This window comes from Paraglaciecola aestuariivivens (genome assembly GCF_052983255.1).
On sequence record NZ_JBRKBA010000001.1, the window covers coordinates 597104 to 616367 of the forward strand.

Here is a 19264-nt window from a genome sequence, read left to right on the forward strand (position 1 = left end):
TCCTCTTATTTCATGCGTTCACACTGATATAAACTGAATTTAGTAGTTTGTGCTAACAATGAAACACCACTAAATTTTTGCTCAAGCAATTCAGAGTAACGCAAAAATTTATTCGCGACTAAGAACAAAGCGCCATTTTTTATTAAAAATTGCTTAAGCTGGTGAATAAAGTTTTCGGTCACCGAATAATCTGTTTGAATGCCAGTATGAAAAGGTGGGTTGGTATAAATAGCAGAAAACTTCCCTTTAAGCTCAGCTAAGCCATTCGAGGGCACTACCTTCACTGCAACTCCGTTACGCTTAGCACTTTGCTCAGAACAATGTACAGCCAAAGCACTAACATCTGTCATTAACACTTCACTTTTAGGGCTTTGTAAGGCCAGAAAACAACCTATAACGCCAGCTCCACAACCAAAATCTAATAATCTGCCCGCTTTAATTTCTGGTAAATTTTCAAGTAACAACTGGGTACCTAAATCAAGCGAGCCATGATTAAACACGCCAGGAAGCGAACAAACTGTATACTCAACCCCTGCGACTGATAGCGCTATGTCTGTTTGCCAGTCATCTAAATTAAAGGCTTTAACTGGCTTATTTATTTGCGCTGCAAATAACGCACAGTGCCTAGCTGAATCGACTTTATTAACCTGAGTGCTGACGGTTTCCAGTAACTTGGCTGCGCTTTTAATGCCGCCTTTATTTTCACCTACCAATAATAATTGGCCCTCAGATTTAATACAGGCTGCCACATTAGCAATTAGCATTTTGGCTTGTTCTTTTGATTTTGGCAGGTAAATAATAGCGCCATCAAAAGGTTCATCGGTGGTATAAGCGGCACTAAATTGATGCTGGGCTTGGTTGCCAGCAGCACAACTTTGTTGGTAAATATCAAAATATTGATGAAATACCTTAATCTGCGGATTGCCTAATTGGTTGGCAATTTGGCTATCAGTAGGGTTTACCAATAACCATTTTCCTGTGGTGAAGTTAGCCTCACTACGCATTAATAATTGACTAGGCGCGGATAACATTAGGCGACTCGCTCAAACATTAAATCCCACACACCATGACCTAATCTATGGCCTCGTTGTTCAAATTTAGTTAATGGGCGTTGTTCTGGTCTAGGCACATAATCTTGAGTTGCAGACAAGTTTTTAAAACCTTCGGCTTGGGTCATAACCTCTAACATATGTTCTGCGTAGTTTTCCCAATCAGTCGCCATATGAAACACACCGCCTATGGCGAGTTTGCTTCTTAATTTTTGCACAAACTCTGGTTGTACTATGCGACGTTTATGATGACGTTTTTTATGCCAAGGGTCGGGGAAAAACAGTTGCACTCTAGCTAAGCTGTTATCGGCAATACAATCAGCAAAGACTTCAACGGCATCGTGCTCGTAAATGCGCAAGTTAGTTACATCTTGCTCAGCGGCTTCACTTAAACATGATCCCACTCCAGGACGATGCACTTCAATGCCTATAAAATTTTTATCGGCTTCATTTTTAGCCATTTCTACTAAAGACTTACCCATTCCAAAGCCAATTTCCAACACCACAGGCGCAGAACGTCCAAACACCTGAGTTAAGTCTACTAACCCATCTTTATGTTCTAACCCCATAGTCGGCCAATGTTGTTCTATGGACTTAGCTTGACCAGCAGTTAGGCGTCCTTCTCTTTTAACAAAGCTTTGGATTTTGCGAATGTATACACCTGATGCGGCGGCTTCTTGTTCAGATTTAAACTGACTCATATTGGGATCTCATTTTGATAAAACTTTGTACTGGCTTTTATATTTTTTAACCAGTGGTTATGCTGGCGCATTATCCAGCGACACAGCTTGAATGCAAGGTAGATTGGGAAGTTTAGCCAATTTTTTCTGCTAAAAACCTCGCCAAAGACAAAGGCTGCTCTATGGGCAACATGTGACCGGCGTTTTTAACTAAGTGTAAATCACTTTTAGGCAGGGCTAGTCGCAAGGTTTTTTCATCTACTAAACTATCTTGTTCACCGGCAATAAGATGAATAGGAAAAGGACATTTAGCTAGTTTTCCTGTTAAGTTTTTACGCGTTGCAGTGGCAGTCATTTGTGCAACTAAAACACCCGCCCCTAAATCTTGCTGCATGCTTTTTAGTAACTGCATTAACTCTTTATTACCTTGTTGGCTAGCATGAAAATACTGCTTTAAGCTTGTGTCTGGCATAGCAGTAAAATTTTGTTTATTAATTGATTTAATTAACTGCTTACGTTGTTGCAGCTCAGTATCAGGCAAAACATCACAACTACTACCTATCAAAGTCAAAGAGGCTATTTTGTCTGGATGTTGTATCGCAGCTAAAGCCGCTATATAGCCCCCCATAGAGTAGCCAATGAGATGGACAGCTTGGTCGAAATAGTCCAGTCGGTCGGCACACAACATTACCATCTGCTCCAGCGTTTCAGCCCATTGCAGAGGCACAAAAGCCCTGTTAGCAATCTCAAGGTGTTGCCAACACGGATTAAATATTCTTTCGTCGCACAAAGTACCAGGCACAAACACTGCTGCTTGGGTAATAGATAAGGGGGTAATTGGGTGTTTGGTCAAACCGATCTCAATTAAGCAGTTGTCTTGATGTTAAGGTATTATCTGGCAATTCTTACAAAAACAACAGAGCCAGACCTAGTGAGCAACACAGTAAACCCAACATTCAGCGATAAAATTTTAGCTTGGTTTGAGCTAAAAGGTCGAAAAAACCTACCTTGGCAACAAAACAAAAGCCCTTACACTGTTTGGGTGTCTGAGATCATGCTGCAGCAAACTCAGGTCAAAACTGTTATTCCTTACTATCAAGCATTTATGCATAGGTTTCCTGATATTTTAGCCTTAGCCAACGCTGCTCAAGATGACGTTCTACATCATTGGACCGGCCTAGGTTATTATGCCCGCGCACGAAATTTACACAAAGCCGCAAAAATCATACGCGACCAATATCAAGGAATTTTTCCTACTCAATTAGAGCAAGTTATAGCTTTACCCGGCATTGGACGTTCCACTGCAGGCGCAATTTTATCTTTAGCCTGTGGACAACAACATAGTATTTTAGATGGCAATGTAAAACGGGTACTCGCCCGATTTTTTGCCATAGAAGGCTGGCCCGGCAATAAAAAAGTCGAAACCCAATTATGGCAATTTGCCGACCGGCTAACGCCTTCTACAAATACCGCTGACTATACCCAAGCCATGATGGATATGGGTGCAACCATTTGCACCCGCACTAAGCCTCAGTGCGAACTATGCCCAATAAGTACTGACTGTTTGGCCAATGTACAAGGTAGACAAGGGCAATTGCCGCATAAAAAGCCTAAAAAAGTCATACCCACTAAATCAACTATTATGTTGATCCCTATGTGGCAAAAACAATGCCTTATATACAAAAGACCAGCAGTAGGGTTATGGGGCGGTTTGTGGGGGTTTTACCAAGTAGATAAAACAACAGAAATTGAGCATGTTGCGCAAAACTTAGGGCTGAACGAATTTCAAATTCTCCCATTACCAAGCTTTAGGCATACCTTTAGTCATTTTCATTTAGACATTCAACCCATAGTACTCGCATTAAAAACCCAACCCACAGGGCAAATTAATGAAGACCAACATATATGGTACGACTTAAACCAACCACAAAAAGTCGGATTAGCCGCGCCAACCAAGCAACTATTTAGTACAATTGACACATGGTTTTAATTTGGGCCTGATTAACTCGCGCCCTTTCAATGAAATAGAGCATTATGAGCAGAACAGTATTTTGTCTAAGAGAACAAAAAGAAACCCAAGGATTAGACTTTCAATTATATCCAGGAGAACTAGGTAAAAAGATATTCGAAAATATCGGCAAAGACGCTTGGGCACAATGGCAAAAAAAACAAACCATGTTAATTAACGAAAATAAGTTAAATATGATGGAGCCAAGTGCTAGAGAATTTTTAGAAGCCCAAATGCAAGCTTACTTATTTGAAGGAAAAGAGCCTGATATTGAAGGCTATGTGCCCCCAACCAAATAAAATCAGGTCATTTTTGCGACTTTTTAAGCGCAATTAGCTCAATCTGTAAGCAAACTGCAAAAAACTACGAAAAAGTGGTTGACTTAAAAGCACTAAATCCGTTTAATACGCACCCACAGCGATGCAGGCAGTTAAAAAACAGTTTGTAAGTTGAAGCCCAGATAGCTCAGTTGGTAGAGCAGAGGATTGAAAATCCTCGTGTCCTTGGTTCGATTCCGAGTCTGGGCACCATTATTCCGAAAGCCTTGCAAGAAATTGCGAGGCTTTTTTGGTTCTGGCATAACTGAAATGAAAATCTTCTGCCCTTGCCGGATAACCGTAATGAAAATCCTAGTCTCCTTGCTTGATTCTCCCGCTCATAATACTGCTGGCTTTAACCAACAAAAATCTAGCCAAACATTAGGGTTAATAGGAATTTCAGATTTTTGCCTACTCATTACAATTTATTACCTATTTTCAGTTGCTTACTAAAATTTTGGTCTAAGATTAAAAAATATAAGGCTAAGTTAAGTTACCAAGTTGAATTTGAATCCAGTAGTCAATATGTCAATTCGCATTCGTTTTATTTTCGCTTTAAGCTTAATTGCTGTGGCTTTTACTTGTTCGTTATTAGCGCTTCAATTAGGTTTTTCTCAACTAAAACAAAATAACCATATTGTTGCTATCGCAGAGCATCAACCTATTCTTTTACAACGCATTAGCTTGCAGCTGGCTTTGTTGGCAGCTTGCCCAATTAATAGCACCGATATTGCTAAACGTTTAAATTCCGATATCAACCAACTTCACCATAATAGAGTTGAACTACTGGCTTACCCAGAGCAACCTTTAAGCGTAAAAAACTTATATTTTGGGCCACAAAAACTCGACCAAAGAACCAAAGTTTTTGCCTCTAACGCGGCCAATTTCTTAAATACCGCAAGTAACTGCCAAAGCTTGCCACCCGAGCTATCTATACAGCAATCTTCAGCATTGCTTACTGAACTCAAACAAGTCGCCCAAGTATTTGAAAATGAAGCAAAATTAAAAACCCAAAATATTGAAAAAATTGCTGTGTGGGTTTGGTTAGGGTTTTTATTGTTATTAATGCTTATCTTTATGTTTGTATTGAATCCTATGCAGGAAAAAATCAAACAAAGCATAGAAACTTTAAAAGACAATGCTGTCAAAGCCCAAATTGCAGAAAAACAAGCCTTAGAAGCAAGCCACTTAAAGTCTGAATTTTTAGCCAGTATGAGCCATGAACTTAGGACTCCTATGAATGGCTTGTTTGGCATGATCGAACTTGCCCTTGATAACCCTAAAAATACTAAAAGTTATTTAAAAAAAGCTAAAAATGCTGGCAAGCAGTTGTTAGTTTTGATTAATGATGTGCTGGATTTATCTAAAATAGAGTCTGGCCAGTTAGTTATAGAACGTACCTCTTTTGATTTATTTCAATTAATTGAAAATGTCACAGCCATGCAGGCGGTAAATTGCAGATTAAAACACCTACAATTTGATTATCATCAAGATTCAGACTTGCCAAACTTTATTATTAGCGATCCAACTCGAATCGCCCAGGTGATGAATAATTTGCTTAGTAACGCGGTTAAGTTTACTCATAGTGGAAAAATTGAGTTGAGCATTGGCCTGATAGTTAAAAATCATCAAACTTGGCTAAACATAAAAGTGCAAGATACAGGAATAGGTTTAGACGAGCATACCCTTAAGTCACTGTTTAATAGATTTGAAAAACCTGACTCTGAGCAAACTAGGTTATACGGAGGAGCAGGTTTAGGCTTGCCAATAGCACAAAAAATTGCCGAGTTATTAAATGGGCAACTAACAGTACAAAGTGAGTTAACTAAAGGCAGTTGTTTTCAATTCTCTTTACCAATAGAAATAGACAATAGGCAATCTCAAAGTGCTAAGCCAGGTCTCACTTTACATTGCGCTATTATCGATGACTTAAAAATTAGCCGAGATTATTTAGACAGGTTAGCCACATTAAATGGTTTTGACGTGACCCAATTTAGTCAATCTAGTGAATTTTTGGCTGACAATATAACTAAGTTTGAAATCATTATTATTGATCAAGCTTTATTACAGATGAATCAATTTGAATTTCTGCTTGAGTTAAAAAGCCGTCAATTAAAACCCTTTCCGCATATTATGGTAGTGGCTTCTGAGCAAGAAGATCAAGAATGCCCCGAACCCCTAGCTGGCCTCATTTGGCGTACCCTTACAAAACCTGTCCAAAGGAAGGATTTTGATCAACATTTAACTGAACTTCTGCAAAGACGCAAACAAGAATTTAAAGCCTTAAGCGAAGGTGTGCATGATAAAAAAATTCTGGTTGTAGAAGACAACGAGATCAATGCTGAAGTAGTAAAAGTGATGTTAGAAAGCTCAGGGTATCAAGTCACTATTGCCACAGATGGAGAAATCGCCTTAAAAGCCTGCATTTTAGAGCAGTTCGATTTAATTATTATGGATCTGCAAATGCCGAATATGGATGGTGTGACTGCCACAGATAAGTTAAGAAACGAATTGAAATTTGCTAACCCCATTATTGCACTTACAGCTAATGCATTTATGGAAGATAGGGAGCGTTGCTCAGAAGTGGGCATGACAGACTTTTTAGCTAAACCTATAGATAGAATGACCTTGCTAGCCTGTATACAAAGGCATTTGCATAACGAATAACTAAGTAAGCCCGTAAATTTACCAGCTTACTTAGTTATTTAAAAAAATCGGTTTAAATATTAGGTACCAATTTAAATATACCGGCGCCATCGGTGGCAACGTATAGGTAACCGTCTAAGCCCTGTTTTACATTACGCACTCGGCCTATATTCTCTAGCACTACTTCTTTGTCTGTAACCTTATTACCATCTAGCTTTAACAGTTCAAGATAAGCAAACTTTAATGAGCCTACTAATAATTTTCCCTGCCAATTAGGGTATTTTTCACTAGTGACAAAAGTCATACCAGAGGGGGCAATTGAAGGCACCCAATACCATACTGGCGGCTCCATGCCTGGTTTTTCTGTAAGATCAGTGAATGAAGTTCCACTATAGTTAACCCCATAACTCACAACAGGCCAGCCATAATTAGCGGCCTTTTTAATAATGTTAACTTCATCGCCGCCTCTTGGGCCATGCTCATGGGTCCAAATATCTCCAGTTAAAGGGTGTAACGCCATGCCCTGTGGATTGCGGTGTCCATAAGAATAAATACTTGCATTTGCCTTAGCTTGGCCAACAAAAGGATTATCTTTTGGAATAGTGCCATCTGTATGAATTCGATGAATTTTGCCGGCATCACGATCTAAACGTTGCGGGTTTACATCTCGCTCGCCCCTATCTCCAACCGAGATAAATAATTCGCCTTGAGTATTAAAGGCTAGACGACTACCAAAATGGTGACCACTAGTAGTATTGGGGCTTGCTTCAAATATAACTTTTTGTTCGGCTAGGCTAAAACCTGACAATTTTGCCCGCATAACCGAGATACTGGCTCCTTCACCTTCGCCCTCAGTGCCAGAATATGAAAAATAAATAAGCTGATTTTGTGCAAAGTTTGGATCGACTATCACATCTAATAATCCACCTTGGCCTTTGGCAACAATTTCTGGCAACCCTGAAATTTTTGTTTCAGATAACACGCCATTTTTTATTAGTCTAAGTTCGCCTTTACGATCTGTTACCAATATTGACTGTGGATCTAACCATGCCATACCCCAAGGAATATCAATTCCTTTAGTCACTAATTGTGCCATATAGCTACTGGCTTTTTCAGATTTTTGCTGGGCATTGGCAGCCACATTATTTGTTAGTCCAATTAAGCCAACACATAACAAAACACTTTGAATTCCAAGTTTTAACATTCTGCACTCCTAATTTTTCAGTGGTCTTACCCTGAAACACAGGTTAATTTTATTGGTAGTATATCAGAGCTTAGATCCAACTCTTTGTTTAGAAATTAAAAATTACTAAAAATTGCGAGATTCAAAACAATTGTTAGATTTATTTTGTTTAATAGTTGTTCACGAAACATTAGTAGTTATAATCAGCTCAGTATTTTTAGGTAAAACAAAACCTGATTTGGAGAATTTTGTGAAAGTAAAAGCCTTTTTATGTATTTGTATGAGTGTGTTTATGGGTCTAAGTGTTCAAGCCCAAGACATGACCGATGACGAAATTAAAGCGCGTATTCAGCCTATTGGTAAAGTCCATGTAGCTGGCGCTAAAGCCGCCACTGCCTCTGCAGGCCCTAGATCAGGCGCCGAAGTATATAACAAGGCTTGTGTTGCCTGTCACAGTGTTGGGGTGATGAATGCACCTAAATTAAAAGATACAGCAGATTGGACGCCTCGTTTAGAAAAAGGCTTTGATACTGTTTGGAAAAATGCCATCAATGGTATAGGCGGCATGCCTCCTATGGGTACTTGTGGTGATTGTTCAAACGACGAAATCAAAGCTGCCATAGAGCATATGATTGAAGGCATATAAATTAAACTAGAATTCAATGCATTAGCACAAAGTAGACCGCCTTGGGTGGTCTTTTTGATCTTAATAGTTTATTTTGTTGCCGCTCTTTTTTAAAAGTAATATCGATATAGTTAATGAAGTCAGAAAATATCGCAGATGAGTTGTCTTTAGAAGAACTGCGCGAACTAGTTCCTCAACTACAACAAATAACCCAAAAATATAAGCGGTCTGAAGCTATTCAGAAATCGCTTTTTGATATTTCTGAATTATCTAGTTCAATAAACGAGCTTTCCAGTCTCTACCCTGCCCTACATGATATTGTCAGTGGCTTTATGCAAGCTCGAAATTTCTTTGTAGCTTTTTATGAAGAAGACAAAGAGCTGATAGACTTTGTGTACTTTGTTGATGAGTTTGACGAGTTAGAAGTCACAAATATTTCAGCAGAAGATCTTAAAAACAGTGTTACGGGCTATATTCTACGCACTGGGAAACACCTTTTTCTTACTCAAGAAAACTACTACCAACAGCTAGAAGGCGTTGAAATCAAAGATCTGGGTTCTCATCCAGTTGATTGGATTGGGGTGCCCCTAAAACGAGGCAATCAAGTCATTGGTGCCATGGTCGTTCAAAGTTATGACGAATCTGAGCGTTATAGCCAAGCTGATTTAGAAATATTACTCTTTGTTTCGCAACACATAGTTAATTGTGTTGATCGTGTTAAAAGTCGAGAATTAACCGAAAAAAATATTCGCCAAAGAACCAAACAACTAAGGCAAATTAACGAAGAATTACAAGACGAAATTAACGAAAGACAAAAGGTCGAGTCTTTACAACAAGCCTTATTTGAAATCTCTGAGTTGTCTGCTTCAGTAGAAGGTGACATGGATGACTTTTATAGTGCCATCCATGACATTTTATCGCGCTTGATTGGTGCACCTAACTGTTATGTAGCGCTGTTAGATGAATCTAAGCAAATTCTAAATTTTCCGTATTACAAAGACCAAGTTAATTCTAAAATTGAACCAAGACCCATGCACCTTGGGTTGACAGAATATATTATCCGCCATGGTAGTGCCGAGTTAATAGATGCAAGTCGAGTACAGAAACTAAGTGATGAGAATGAAATATCGCCCAAAGTGGCAGAGAACATCAAACTCAAGCAAAACTCTTGGATAGGTGCACCGCTTATTATAGAAGGTGAAATAAGTGGAGTAATTGCTGTACAAAGTTATGGCACAGAAAAACAATATAACCTTAAAGATTTAGAGTTTTTGCGCTATGTATCTCATCATATTGCTGTTGCATTGGGCCGAAAACGATCCTCTGATGCCATGAAAGCCTACAACCAAAGGCTAGCAAAAGAAGTAAAACAACAAACTAAAGAGCTCAACAGCACCAATCTGTTTTTACAAAAACAAATTGAAGAACGTAAGCAAGCACAACAGCAATTAGAACATGATGCCCAGCACGACTCTCTTACCGGCTTGGCTAATAGAGTATTGTTTAATAGTCGATTGTCCTTGGCTTTGGCCAATAAACAAAGATACCCGGCTAATAACTTTGCGGTAATTTTTATAGATTTAGATCGTTTTAAACAAATCAATGACTCTTTAGGGCATTTAGCCGGCGATAATTTTTTAAAAGAAGTGTCTCAACGCATTAGCTCTTGTATCCGTGGCCACGACTTATTAGCCAGATTAGGCGGCGACGAATTTGTGGTACTGTTCGATAATTTTGAGTCTTTAAGTGATATTGAAGAAATTTCTTCTCGCATTATTAGCTCTATCGCCCAACCCTTTAAAATTGAAAATAAAGACATGTATTCGGGTGCCAGTATAGGTATTACCTATATTGAAAGTGGCTACCAAAGTGCCGATGAAATATTACGCGACGCTGATGCAGCCATGTATCAAGCAAAATCATTGGGCCGTGGACGTTATATTATTTTTGATAAAACCATGCGCGAAAAACTGCTAGAAGAAATGGAAGTTGAAAATGAGTTTAGAAACGTTCTCAACACCAAAGACTTTGATAACTTCTCTCAAGCCGTGGTTAATTTAAGTAGCAAAGAAGTCATTTATGATGAATGTTTTGTGCGCTGGGAACACGCTAAAATTGGTAAGATTAAGCGCGAACAATATTGGCAAATTGCTGAACAGGCTGGCTTAACGGTAGAAATGGATAATTACATGCTGAATAAAGCCTGTGAAATCCTTACATACTGGAAAACTAATTGCCCCCTAGAGCAGAATAAAAAAGTTGCCATCAATTTATCTATTCACTACCTAACTCAAACGTCTTTGGCTCAGCAACTAATAGAGCAAATTATTGATGCAAAGGTTGACCCTACTAAGTTAGTGATTGAATTTGATGAAAATGCTCTAAATCGTCGCTCACAGTTTTTCTTACCTGCAATTAAAATTCTTAAAAATGCCGGTATTACCTTAGTGTTAGACAACTTTGGCAGTGGCTTAGCATCCTTAAGTTATTTGTATTCTTATCCATTTGACTACGTAAAAGTTGATCATTATTTTGTTAAAACCCTGCCAAAGTCAGAACGAAACTTAAAGCTGATCCAATCTGTGCTTTCCATTTCTGAACATTTGAAGTTTAAGTTGATTGCCGCTGGCATTGAAACTGAAGAGCAATATCAGTTGTTGGTAGACGCAGGTTGTGAGTTTGGTCAAGGTAAATTTTTACAAAGGTCAGCTAAAATTGAGCTTACCTCTCTGCCCAATGCCGCTATAGGCTAACTACCTTTATTCATTAAGTTACGTAAGTTAGCAATGCCCTGCTGAGATTTTTTTTGTCTTTCATCGGCAGAGACTTTTGGTTTTTTATGCTCCCACACCAAATCATCTTGCGGTAATTCATATAAAAATCGACTCGGCTCTGGGTTGATCACTTCACCATATTGACGCCTTTCTTTAACTAAGGTCATAAACAATACTTTTTGTGCACGAGTAATGCCTACATAAGCTAAGCGCCTTTCTTCATCAATATTGTCTTCATCAATAGAACTTTGATGCGGCAACAAACCTTCTTCCATACCCACCATAAACACATAAGGAAACTCTAATCCTTTAGAGGCATGTAAGGTCATTAATTGCACTTGATCACTTTCTTCGGCATCTTCGCCTCTCTCCATCATATCGCGCAAAATCAGTCGATTAACCACCTCTTGAAGGGTCATGGGCGGGTCTAGTTCACTCCCCTCTAACATGTCACTGATCCAACCAAACAAGGTACTGATGTTCGCCATAGCCATTTCTGCAGCTTTGGGGCTAGTGCTTGATTCGTATAACCACTCTTCATAACCCATAGACTTAATCATTTCGCGGATAGTTGCTATGCCATCGCCTCTAACGGCACGGTCTGATAACTCTACTATCCAACGACTAAATTGTTCGATAGATACCAAAGCCTTGCCCGTGATCACGTCTTGTAAATGTGGATGAAAGGCTGCTTCAAACATAGAGCAGTGCGCCTGATTAGCTAAATTACCTAGTTTCTCTAAACTGACTCGGCCTATGCCGCGCGTTGGCGTATTGATAATACGTAACAAGGCATTGTCGTCATCTTGATTAACTAAGAGTCTGAGGTAAGCCATGATGTCTTTAATTTCAGTGCGCCCAAAAAACGACATGCCACCGCTAATTTTATAGGGAATGCGGTTACTCATTAACACTTTTTCAAACACCCGCGACTGAAAGTTTCCACGGTATAAAATGGCATAATCTTTAAAGTCAGTGGCTTGCATAAACTTATGCGCCATAAGTTCAGCCACCACCCGTTCGGCTTCATGTTCTTCATTTTTGGCAGTGATCACTTGTAATGGTTCACCATAGCCTAATTCCGAAAACAGCTTCTTTTCGTAAATATGAGGGTTGTTTTGAATTAAAATATTAGCGCAATGCAAAATACGCTCTGAGGAACGATAATTTTGCTCAAGTTTAATCACGCGTAATTTAGGAAAGTCGGTTTGCAATAACACTAGGTTTTGTGGTCTGGCACCGCGCCAAGAGTAGATAGACTGATCATCATCACCTACCACGGTAAATCGTGCACGCTCTCCAACTAGTAGCCTAACCAGCTCATATTGACTGGTGTTAGTATCTTGATATTCATCCACCAGCAAATAGCGTATTTTGTTTTGCCACTTTTGCCTTACTACTTCAGAACTTTTAAGCAAAAGAGTAGGCAGTAGAATTAGATCATCGAAGTCGAGGGCGTTATAGGCGCGTAAATGATTGTGATAGCGTTGATAAAACTCGGCAAACTCTCTATCACTTGCCGACAAAGACTGTTTTGCCAGATGTTCTGGCATGATTAAATCGTTTTTCCAATTCGAAATACAGCTTTGTAATTGCCCGAGTAATTCTTTATCGCCATCCAATTCAACCTCGGTAAGGTCTTTTAGTAGAGCCATGCTGTCTTTGTCATCAAACAAAGAAAAGCCCGGCTTAAGCCCTAAAGCTTTTACTTCAGACTTAATTATATTTAATCCAAGCGTATGAAAAGTCGAGACTTTTAGCCCTCTAGCCTCTTTTTTACCTAAGGTTTGAGCCACCCGCTCTTTCATCTCTCGGGCAGCTTTATTAGTAAAAGTAACAGCAGCAATGTATCTGGCAGGCATGTCACATTCACGTACCAAGTAGGCAATTTTATTGGTAATCACTCGGGTTTTACCACTGCCTGCTCCTGCTAAAACTAAGCAGGGGCCAGAAATAAATTTCACAGCTTCATTCTGACCTGGATTAAGTTTCATGCTAAATTAAACAACCTAAATTTAAAGGGCGGTGATTGTAAGAAATTATACGACTGAGTCCAACTAAATTGATAATCTATTGTGCAAATAGACACTTTACTGCCAGCTTACTAAGAGACAAAAAATGTTAGATCCCAAAAAATTAGAAGATATTGCCAAACAAATCTCTGAAGCCGTACCGCCAGGCATGAAAACCATGGCAGAAGGCGCAGAAGCAAAAGTAAAACAGGTGTTACAAGCTCAAATTAGTCGCTTAGATTTTGTAAGTCGCGAAGAGTTTGATATTCAAAATCAAGTTCTTATGCGTACCCGCGAAAAGCTAGCCGCGCTAGAAGCTCGAATTAGTGAATTAGAAAAAGCCCAAGCTAAATAAAGCCTAAGTATTAAGACAAGCGCTAAGCGCCTTTACCAATAATGGGCAAAAATACCTAGCGCAAAAACTAAGCCAATATAATGATTGTGCAAAAACGCTTTAAAACAAAGGCTAGGTTGGCGATTTATAAGTAGCCTAAACTGATAAGCAAACAACATAATGTTTAATCCTAAGGCTAGATAATAGGGCCAGCTAAATTGCAATTTTATAGCTATGAATGTTAATACCAAGACAAAGGCCAATTGCAATAAAACAATAATCATTCGGTCAAAGCGCCCAAATAATATGGCGGTAGATTTTATTCCTACTTTTAGATCGTCAGCCTTATCCACCATGGCATATTGAGTATCGTAGGCTACTGTCCAACACAAATTTGCTAAATATAAGGCCCAAACATGCCAACTTAATGGCTGCCCTGAAGCAACAAACGCCATGGGAATCGACCAACTAAAAGCAGCACCCAATACAACCTGGGGCAAATGGGTGTAACGTTTCATAAAGGGATAGATAGTAGCTAAGATTACCCCACCAAGAGACAACATTATGGTTTGCCAATTTAAGGTTAACACCAGCAAAAAAGCACAAAGAATCAATATAAAAAACAGTCCTAGCGCTTCTTTTTCGGTCACTTGGCCCGTCACTAAAGGCCGTGTTTGAGTACGAGCAACGGCACCATCAACTTTGCGATCAGCATAATCATTTATCACACAACCAGCCGAGCGCATAATAAAAACCCCTAATCCAAATACTATGCATAGATGCCAGCTTGGTATGCCTTGATTGGCTATCCATAATGCCCAAACACAGGGCCATAACAACAAATAAATCCCTATAGGCTTATCAGCACGCATCAGCAGCCAATAGCCTCTGAGTTTTGCGCGAGATAAATGAGATAAAACCGGCATTTTTTAATCCTTTAACTTGTATGCGGGGGCATTGGGTAAAAACATTTCACTGACCATCATTTTTTGCTGTTCAAAACAAAATACTGAGCGACGCCCCCAAATTTCTTTTACTGTTGCTATCCCTAGCTGCGCCAAAAATGCGCTGGAGTCTGTCATTTTGCACACTTCAATGGGTTGGCGTTGAAAGCGTTTATCGTTAAAAATTAAGTGCCCTAAAGGTTGGGTATTAAGATCGACAAAGTCTTGCTCACATAATCTTTGTGGAATAATCGAACGGGCAAACACCCAAGGAATACCGTCACCACACAATAAAACTTCTCTCACCTGCCAATCTGCTTTATTGAATTTTTGTGATGAGCTGACTTGGGTAAATTCTTCTTGGCTAATGTCTGCTTGCCTTTGACCTAATAAAATCAATTGAAATTGTTGACACAAAGCTTGCAGCCTAGAGGTTAATGAGCCTGAATCTAACAACCAATTGGCCAACTCAGAGTGGGGAATAGGTATCTGCTCTGGTGCGACCCAGCTCGAAGGAATACCTATTGGAAAAGGATAATTTAACGTCAATTTTTACTAACTCTAAAGGATGTAAACGAATGATAACAACTGCTTGCATTAGACTAAAGTATTTAACACCTAAGCTAAATTTGTTTTGTGAGCATACTAAAAGTTGTTAGACTGGCAATTCAATCATGCTAAACAACAAGAGAAACTTACCATGAAAACAAAACCTTGGCTGCTTGCTGGTGTATTGTTACTCGTCAGTTTTCAGCATTTTGTTTTTGCCCAAGAGCCTGTGAAAAAAAACTACGCTTATTTCAGCATTGAGCCTGAAATAGTGACTAATTATTTGGGCACCAATGCGCGCAAATTAGGCTTTGTCAGAATTTCTATTGAGCTGATGTTAGAAGATGCTAGCTTTTTAGAAGCCGCAGAACATCACTCGCCCTTACTGCGCTCGGCCATTATTGAAGTCATTGGGCGCCAGCCTGCGGACAAAGTTAAATCACTAACAGGCCGTGAAGACATTAGGCGTATTTGTTTAGATAAACTAAAAACCCTTATGCTCAGAGAAACCGGCTCTGAAATCATTAAGGATGTTATTTTTACTAAATATCTTTATCAGCAAAGTTAGTGGTAACTGCTTTTATCTTTTGAAGCTAAAAACCACGCAAATAGACAACCACATATCAGCCCTACTGTATGGGCTGTGTTGGCCATATGTATAGGTAAAATATCTAGGTAACCCACAACTAACCAAATCAGTAAAAAACCAATCACTGGCTTAGGCAAACCTACGCCCCATTTAGGTTTAAGCCAGCCCAACCACCATACACAACCAACCAACGCATAAACCACGCCAGACAAGCCGCCAAAGTTAGGGCCACTAACAACTAGTTGAGCAAAATTTGAGACAGCCGCAGAATAAACAAATAACAATAACAAACTACTTAACCCAAAGGTTTTTTCAATTTGTTTACCTAAGCTCCACCACCAGAGCAAGTTAAAGGCGATATGCAAAAGCGAAAAGTGAATTAACGCAGGCCCAATTATGCGCCACCATTGACCGCTCTGAGCGATTTGCTCAATAGGTTGAATATGTAACCACAAATAAGGTCCTGTAATGCCAAATACCGCCAGCGAGTAGGTGATAAGGCAAATCACTAACACACTTGCTGCAAAGGGCGATTGCTTTAACTGCTTAAACAGCGAGCTATATGAAATGGCGCTTGGGGTGTTAAGTTGAACACCTTGTGCTGATTCCCAAGCTGTATGTTGGTATTTACTGTGATTGGGGTTTTGCACAAATTCTTCAGCCATTTTTTGTGCAAGGTCTTGCTGCTTATCGTCACTTAAGATCACTAAATGTGCATTATCAGAAAACAGATATTCTGCTTGTATGCCTTGTGAAATTAAATAGTGCGCGAGCAACCTAGCAGGTTGCTCTGCTGAAAAGGCAATAAGTTGGCTTTTATCGTTCAAAGGCCCCTAACCTAGTCTGAGGTAACAAAAGGGAATTGTTTACGCCAAGCGTCAAAGCCGCCGTCTAAACTATATACTTCATCAAAACCTTGATGAATTAAAAACTGCGCTGCTTGTTGGCTGCTATTGCCATGATAACAACAAACTATGACAGGGGTATCTGGCTCCACTTCAGACATAAAACGCTGCAAGGTGCCATTGGTTAAGTGTGTAGAGTCAGCAATGTGACCCGCACTAAAAGATCCTTCATCGCGAATATCTACTACTTTTACCTGCCCTTGAGCAATTTTTTTCTGAGCATCTTCTACTGAAATATGAGCAAATTGCTCCATAACCACTTGTCTCCTAAAGAAGGCTTTGCTGCTAAAAGTTTAAGTCCAATTCAGGATAACTTTACCTGACTGCCCAGACCCCATCATATCAAATCCCTGCTGGAAGTCGTCAATCGAAAACTGATGCGTGATAATTGGGGTTAAGTCCAAGCCACTTTGAATTAGACTGGCCATTTTATACCAGGTTTCAAACATTTCTCGACCATAAATACCTTTGATGGTCAGCCCTTTAAAAATCACAGTATTCCAATCAATTGCCACATCGTTAGGGGGAATACCTAACATGGCAATTTTTCCGCCGTTATTCATTTTATCAAGCATATCTCTAAACGCACTGGGTACCCCAGACATTTCTAGCCCCACATCAAAGCCTTCGGTCATGCCGAGTTCTTTCATCACATCTGCTAAATCGGTATTGGCAACATTGACTGCGCGTGTGGCGCCCATTTTACTGGCTAATGCTAAGCGATATTCGTTGATGTCTGTAATCACCACATTACGTGCACCCACATGACGTGCCACTGCCGCAGCCATAATACCTATAGGCCCAGCTCCGGTAATCAGTACATCTTCACCCACTAAATCAAAAGACAAAGCGGTATGCACAGCATTGCCAAAAGGGTCAAAAATCGCTGCAAGATCGCTGGAAATATTGCTTGGAATTTTAAAAGCATTAAAAGCTGGAATCACTAAGTATTCAGCAAATGCACCTGGTCTGTTCACCCCAACCCCAGTGGTATTACGACACAAATGGCGACGCCCAGCACGGCAGTTGCGACAGTGCCCACAGGTGATATGTCCTTCGCCAGACACACGGTCGCCTATGGCAAAACCTGCCACTTCTTGGCCTATTTCAACCACTTCTCCAACATACTCGTGCCCTACTACCATAGGCACTGGAATGGTTTCTTTAGCCCAGTCATCCCATTGATAGATATGCATGTCGGTTCCGCAAATGGCGGTTTTATGAATTTTTATTAATAGATCGTTATGCCCAACTTCGGGCTTTTCACTATCGGTAAGCCAAATGCCTTTTTTACTGTGTAATTTTGCCAAGGCTTTCATTAAATGACTCCTAACTCTTTGCCCACTTCAATAAAGGCATCTATGGCGTGATCAATTTGTTCAATGCTATGCGCTGCCGACATTTGGGTTCGAATTCTGGCTTGCCCTTTAGGTACCACAGGGAAAGAGAAACCTACTACATAAATGCCTTTTTCTAACATTTTATCTGCCATGTCACTGGCTAGTTGGGCGTCGCCTAACATTACCGGAATAATCGCATGATCTTTGCCACTTAAGGTAAAACCAGCTTCTGTCATGCGGGTACGGAAATGTGCAGAATTTGCCACTAACTTTTTACGTAAGTCATGACCATCTTTAAGCATGTTAAAGGCTTTTATTGAGGCAGCAACTATAGGAGGCGCAACTGAATTTGAGAATAAATACGGACGACTGCGTTGGCGTAACCAACTAATAACTTCTTTTTTACCCGAGGTATAACCGCCAGACGCGCCACCTAGTGCTTTGCCTAAAGTACCAGTTAAAATGTCAACTCGGCCCATCACCTTACAGTATTCATGGCTACCTCGCCCTTCTTCACCCACAAAGCCTGTAGCATGACAGTCATCAACCATAACTAGGGCTTGATATTTGTCGGCTAGGTCGCAAATTGAAGCAAGATCAGCTATTACCCCATCCATAGAAAATACCCCATCAGTGGCAATAAGCTTGGTTCGTGCACCATCTTTGTCTGCTTGAATAAGCTGTTGCTCTAATGCTTGCATATCGTTATTGGCATATCTATAACGTTTTGCCTTAGATAACCTAACACCATCAATAATACTGGCATGGTTAAGTGCATCAGAAATAATCGCATCTTCAGCCCCTAAAATGGTTTCAAATAAACCACCATTCGCATCAAAACACGAGGGGTATAATATGGTTTCTTCTGTGCCTAAAAATTCACTGATTTGTGTTTCAAGCTGTTTATGAATATCTTGAGTTCCACAAATAAAACGCACAGATGCCATGCCAAAACCATGGCTATCTAATCCAGCTTTAGCTGCATCTATTAATTCTTGATTATTTGCTAAACCTAAATAATTGTTTGCACAAAAATTTAAAACCTGTCGACTGTTATTGACCTGAATATCGGATTGCTGGCTAGACGTAATCACCCTCTCATGTTTAAACAATCCTTGTTGTTTGGTCTCAGAGATTTGCTCTGCTAAACGGGTATAAAAATCTTGCTTCATGAGAGATCCTGTTAGTACAAATAGTTAATTAGGCGAATAGTATCTATCCCTTGCTGAGATTGATAATTTTTTAAGTAGAAAGTCGTCTGCAGTTGGAACAGTTTTTTTACACTTTTACCTAACAAAGCTTAAGGTTA

18 protein-coding genes and 1 tRNA gene are annotated in these 19264 nt (G+C 39.7%); 8 read left to right on the forward strand and 11 right to left on the reverse strand.

Translation table 11 applies throughout. The annotated features are described in order from the left end of the window. Nucleotides 1-5: 5 nt before the first annotated feature. The 3 genes from ACVCDT_RS02795 to ACVCDT_RS02805 all read right to left on the reverse strand — a co-directional run bounded on the left by ACVCDT_RS02795 (nt 6) and on the right by ACVCDT_RS02805 (nt 2582). Complete coding sequence (locus ACVCDT_RS02795) at nt 6-1031, reverse strand: methyltransferase (RefSeq protein ID WP_447131217.1); 1026 nt, start codon at nt 1029-1031, stop codon at nt 6-8. After that, on the reverse strand, nt 1031-1750 hold the full coding sequence (gene trmB, locus ACVCDT_RS02800; RefSeq protein ID WP_447131218.1) for a tRNA (guanosine(46)-N7)-methyltransferase TrmB: 720 nt from the start codon (nt 1748-1750) through the stop codon (nt 1031-1033). The genes ACVCDT_RS02795 and trmB overlap by 1 nt, the downstream gene beginning before the upstream one ends. 112 nt (nt 1751-1862) lie before the next feature. Then, the gene (locus ACVCDT_RS02805) at nt 1863-2582 is read right to left on the reverse strand and encodes an alpha/beta fold hydrolase (protein ID WP_447131219.1); all 720 of its coding nucleotides are present in this window, start codon (nt 2580-2582) and stop codon (nt 1863-1865) included. Nucleotides 2583-2660: 78 nt separating this feature from the next. Here ACVCDT_RS02805 and mutY point away from each other — a divergent pair, with 78 nt between their 5' ends. From mutY to ACVCDT_RS02825, 4 genes are all read left to right on the forward strand, one after another. Further along, nucleotides 2661-3719 (forward strand): A/G-specific adenine glycosylase, encoded by a 1059-nt coding sequence (gene mutY / locus ACVCDT_RS02810; RefSeq protein WP_447131220.1) that lies wholly within the window; start codon nt 2661-2663, stop codon nt 3717-3719. 44 nt (nt 3720-3763) lie between these two features. Beyond that, on the forward strand, nt 3764-4036 hold the full coding sequence (locus ACVCDT_RS02815) for an oxidative damage protection protein (RefSeq protein WP_447131221.1): 273 nt from the start codon (nt 3764-3766) through the stop codon (nt 4034-4036). A gap of 155 nt (nt 4037-4191) precedes the next feature. Continuing rightward, nucleotides 4192-4267, forward strand: a tRNA-Phe gene (locus tag ACVCDT_RS02820). A gap of 312 nt (nt 4268-4579) precedes the next feature. Beyond that, entirely contained in the window at nt 4580-6721 is a 2142-nt protein-coding gene (locus ACVCDT_RS02825; protein ID WP_447131222.1) for a response regulator, read from the forward strand. 52 nt (nt 6722-6773) lie between these two features. Here the strand turns inward: ACVCDT_RS02825 and ACVCDT_RS02830 are convergent, their stop codons facing one another. Continuing rightward, nucleotides 6774-7904 (reverse strand): PQQ-dependent sugar dehydrogenase, encoded by a 1131-nt coding sequence (locus tag ACVCDT_RS02830; RefSeq protein WP_447131223.1) that lies wholly within the window; start codon nt 7902-7904, stop codon nt 6774-6776. 229 nt (nt 7905-8133) lie between these two features. Between ACVCDT_RS02830 and ACVCDT_RS02835 the strand changes: the two genes are divergently transcribed. After that, on the forward strand, nt 8134-8529 hold the full coding sequence (locus ACVCDT_RS02835) for a c-type cytochrome (RefSeq protein WP_447131224.1): 396 nt from the start codon (nt 8134-8136) through the stop codon (nt 8527-8529). Between the two features lie 113 nt (nt 8530-8642). After that, entirely contained in the window at nt 8643-11261 is a 2619-nt protein-coding gene (locus ACVCDT_RS02840; RefSeq protein WP_447131225.1) for a bifunctional diguanylate cyclase/phosphodiesterase, read from the forward strand. Here the strand turns inward: ACVCDT_RS02840 and rep are convergent. Then, a complete protein-coding gene (gene rep / locus ACVCDT_RS02845; RefSeq protein WP_447131226.1) occupies nt 11258-13276 on the reverse strand; it encodes a DNA helicase Rep in 2019 nt (672 codons plus the stop codon). The genes ACVCDT_RS02840 and rep overlap by 4 nt on opposite strands. A 124-nt stretch (nt 13277-13400) precedes the next feature. On the opposite strand from rep, the gene ubiK reads away from it, so the two are divergent. After that, nucleotides 13401-13649 carry a ubiquinone biosynthesis accessory factor UbiK gene (gene ubiK, locus ACVCDT_RS02850; RefSeq protein WP_447131227.1) on the forward strand — a complete coding sequence of 83 codons (249 nt, stop codon included), beginning with the start codon at nt 13401-13403 and terminating at the stop codon, nt 13647-13649. A 32-nt stretch (nt 13650-13681) separates the two neighbouring features. Here the strand turns inward: ubiK and ubiA are convergent, their stop codons facing one another. Together ubiA and ACVCDT_RS02860 are read right to left on the reverse strand one after the other, a co-directional pair. Beyond that, the gene (gene ubiA / locus ACVCDT_RS02855) at nt 13682-14554 is read right to left on the reverse strand and encodes a 4-hydroxybenzoate octaprenyltransferase (protein ID WP_447131228.1); all 873 of its coding nucleotides are present in this window, start codon (nt 14552-14554) and stop codon (nt 13682-13684) included. A 3-nt stretch (nt 14555-14557) separates the two neighbouring features. Then, nucleotides 14558-15121 (reverse strand): chorismate--pyruvate lyase family protein, encoded by a 564-nt coding sequence (locus tag ACVCDT_RS02860; protein WP_447131229.1) that lies wholly within the window; start codon nt 15119-15121, stop codon nt 14558-14560. A 151-nt stretch (nt 15122-15272) separates the two neighbouring features. Here ACVCDT_RS02860 and ACVCDT_RS02865 point away from each other — a divergent pair, with 151 nt between their 5' ends. Then, nucleotides 15273-15689 (forward strand): flagellar basal body-associated protein FliL, encoded by a 417-nt coding sequence (locus ACVCDT_RS02865; protein WP_447131230.1) that lies wholly within the window; start codon nt 15273-15275, stop codon nt 15687-15689. On the opposite strand, the gene glpG is transcribed toward ACVCDT_RS02865, so the two are convergent. From glpG to ACVCDT_RS02885, 4 genes are read right to left on the reverse strand one after another with little or no spacing between them, the layout of a single operon-like run. Then, nucleotides 15686-16537 (reverse strand): rhomboid family intramembrane serine protease GlpG, encoded by an 852-nt coding sequence (glpG, locus tag ACVCDT_RS02870; RefSeq protein WP_447131231.1) that lies wholly within the window; start codon nt 16535-16537, stop codon nt 15686-15688. The genes ACVCDT_RS02865 and glpG overlap by 4 nt on opposite strands. An 11-nt stretch (nt 16538-16548) precedes the next feature. Next, nucleotides 16549-16869 carry a thiosulfate sulfurtransferase GlpE gene (glpE, locus tag ACVCDT_RS02875; RefSeq protein ID WP_447131232.1) on the reverse strand — a complete coding sequence of 107 codons (321 nt, stop codon included), beginning with the start codon at nt 16867-16869 and terminating at the stop codon, nt 16549-16551. A 39-nt stretch (nt 16870-16908) separates the two neighbouring features. After that, nucleotides 16909-17934 (reverse strand): L-threonine 3-dehydrogenase, encoded by a 1026-nt coding sequence (tdh, locus tag ACVCDT_RS02880; protein WP_447131233.1) that lies wholly within the window; start codon nt 17932-17934, stop codon nt 16909-16911. Further along, a complete protein-coding gene (locus ACVCDT_RS02885; protein ID WP_447131234.1) occupies nt 17934-19127 on the reverse strand; it encodes a glycine C-acetyltransferase in 1194 nt (397 codons plus the stop codon). The genes tdh and ACVCDT_RS02885 overlap by 1 nt, the downstream gene beginning before the upstream one ends. Nucleotides 19128-19264: the final 137 nt, after the last annotated feature.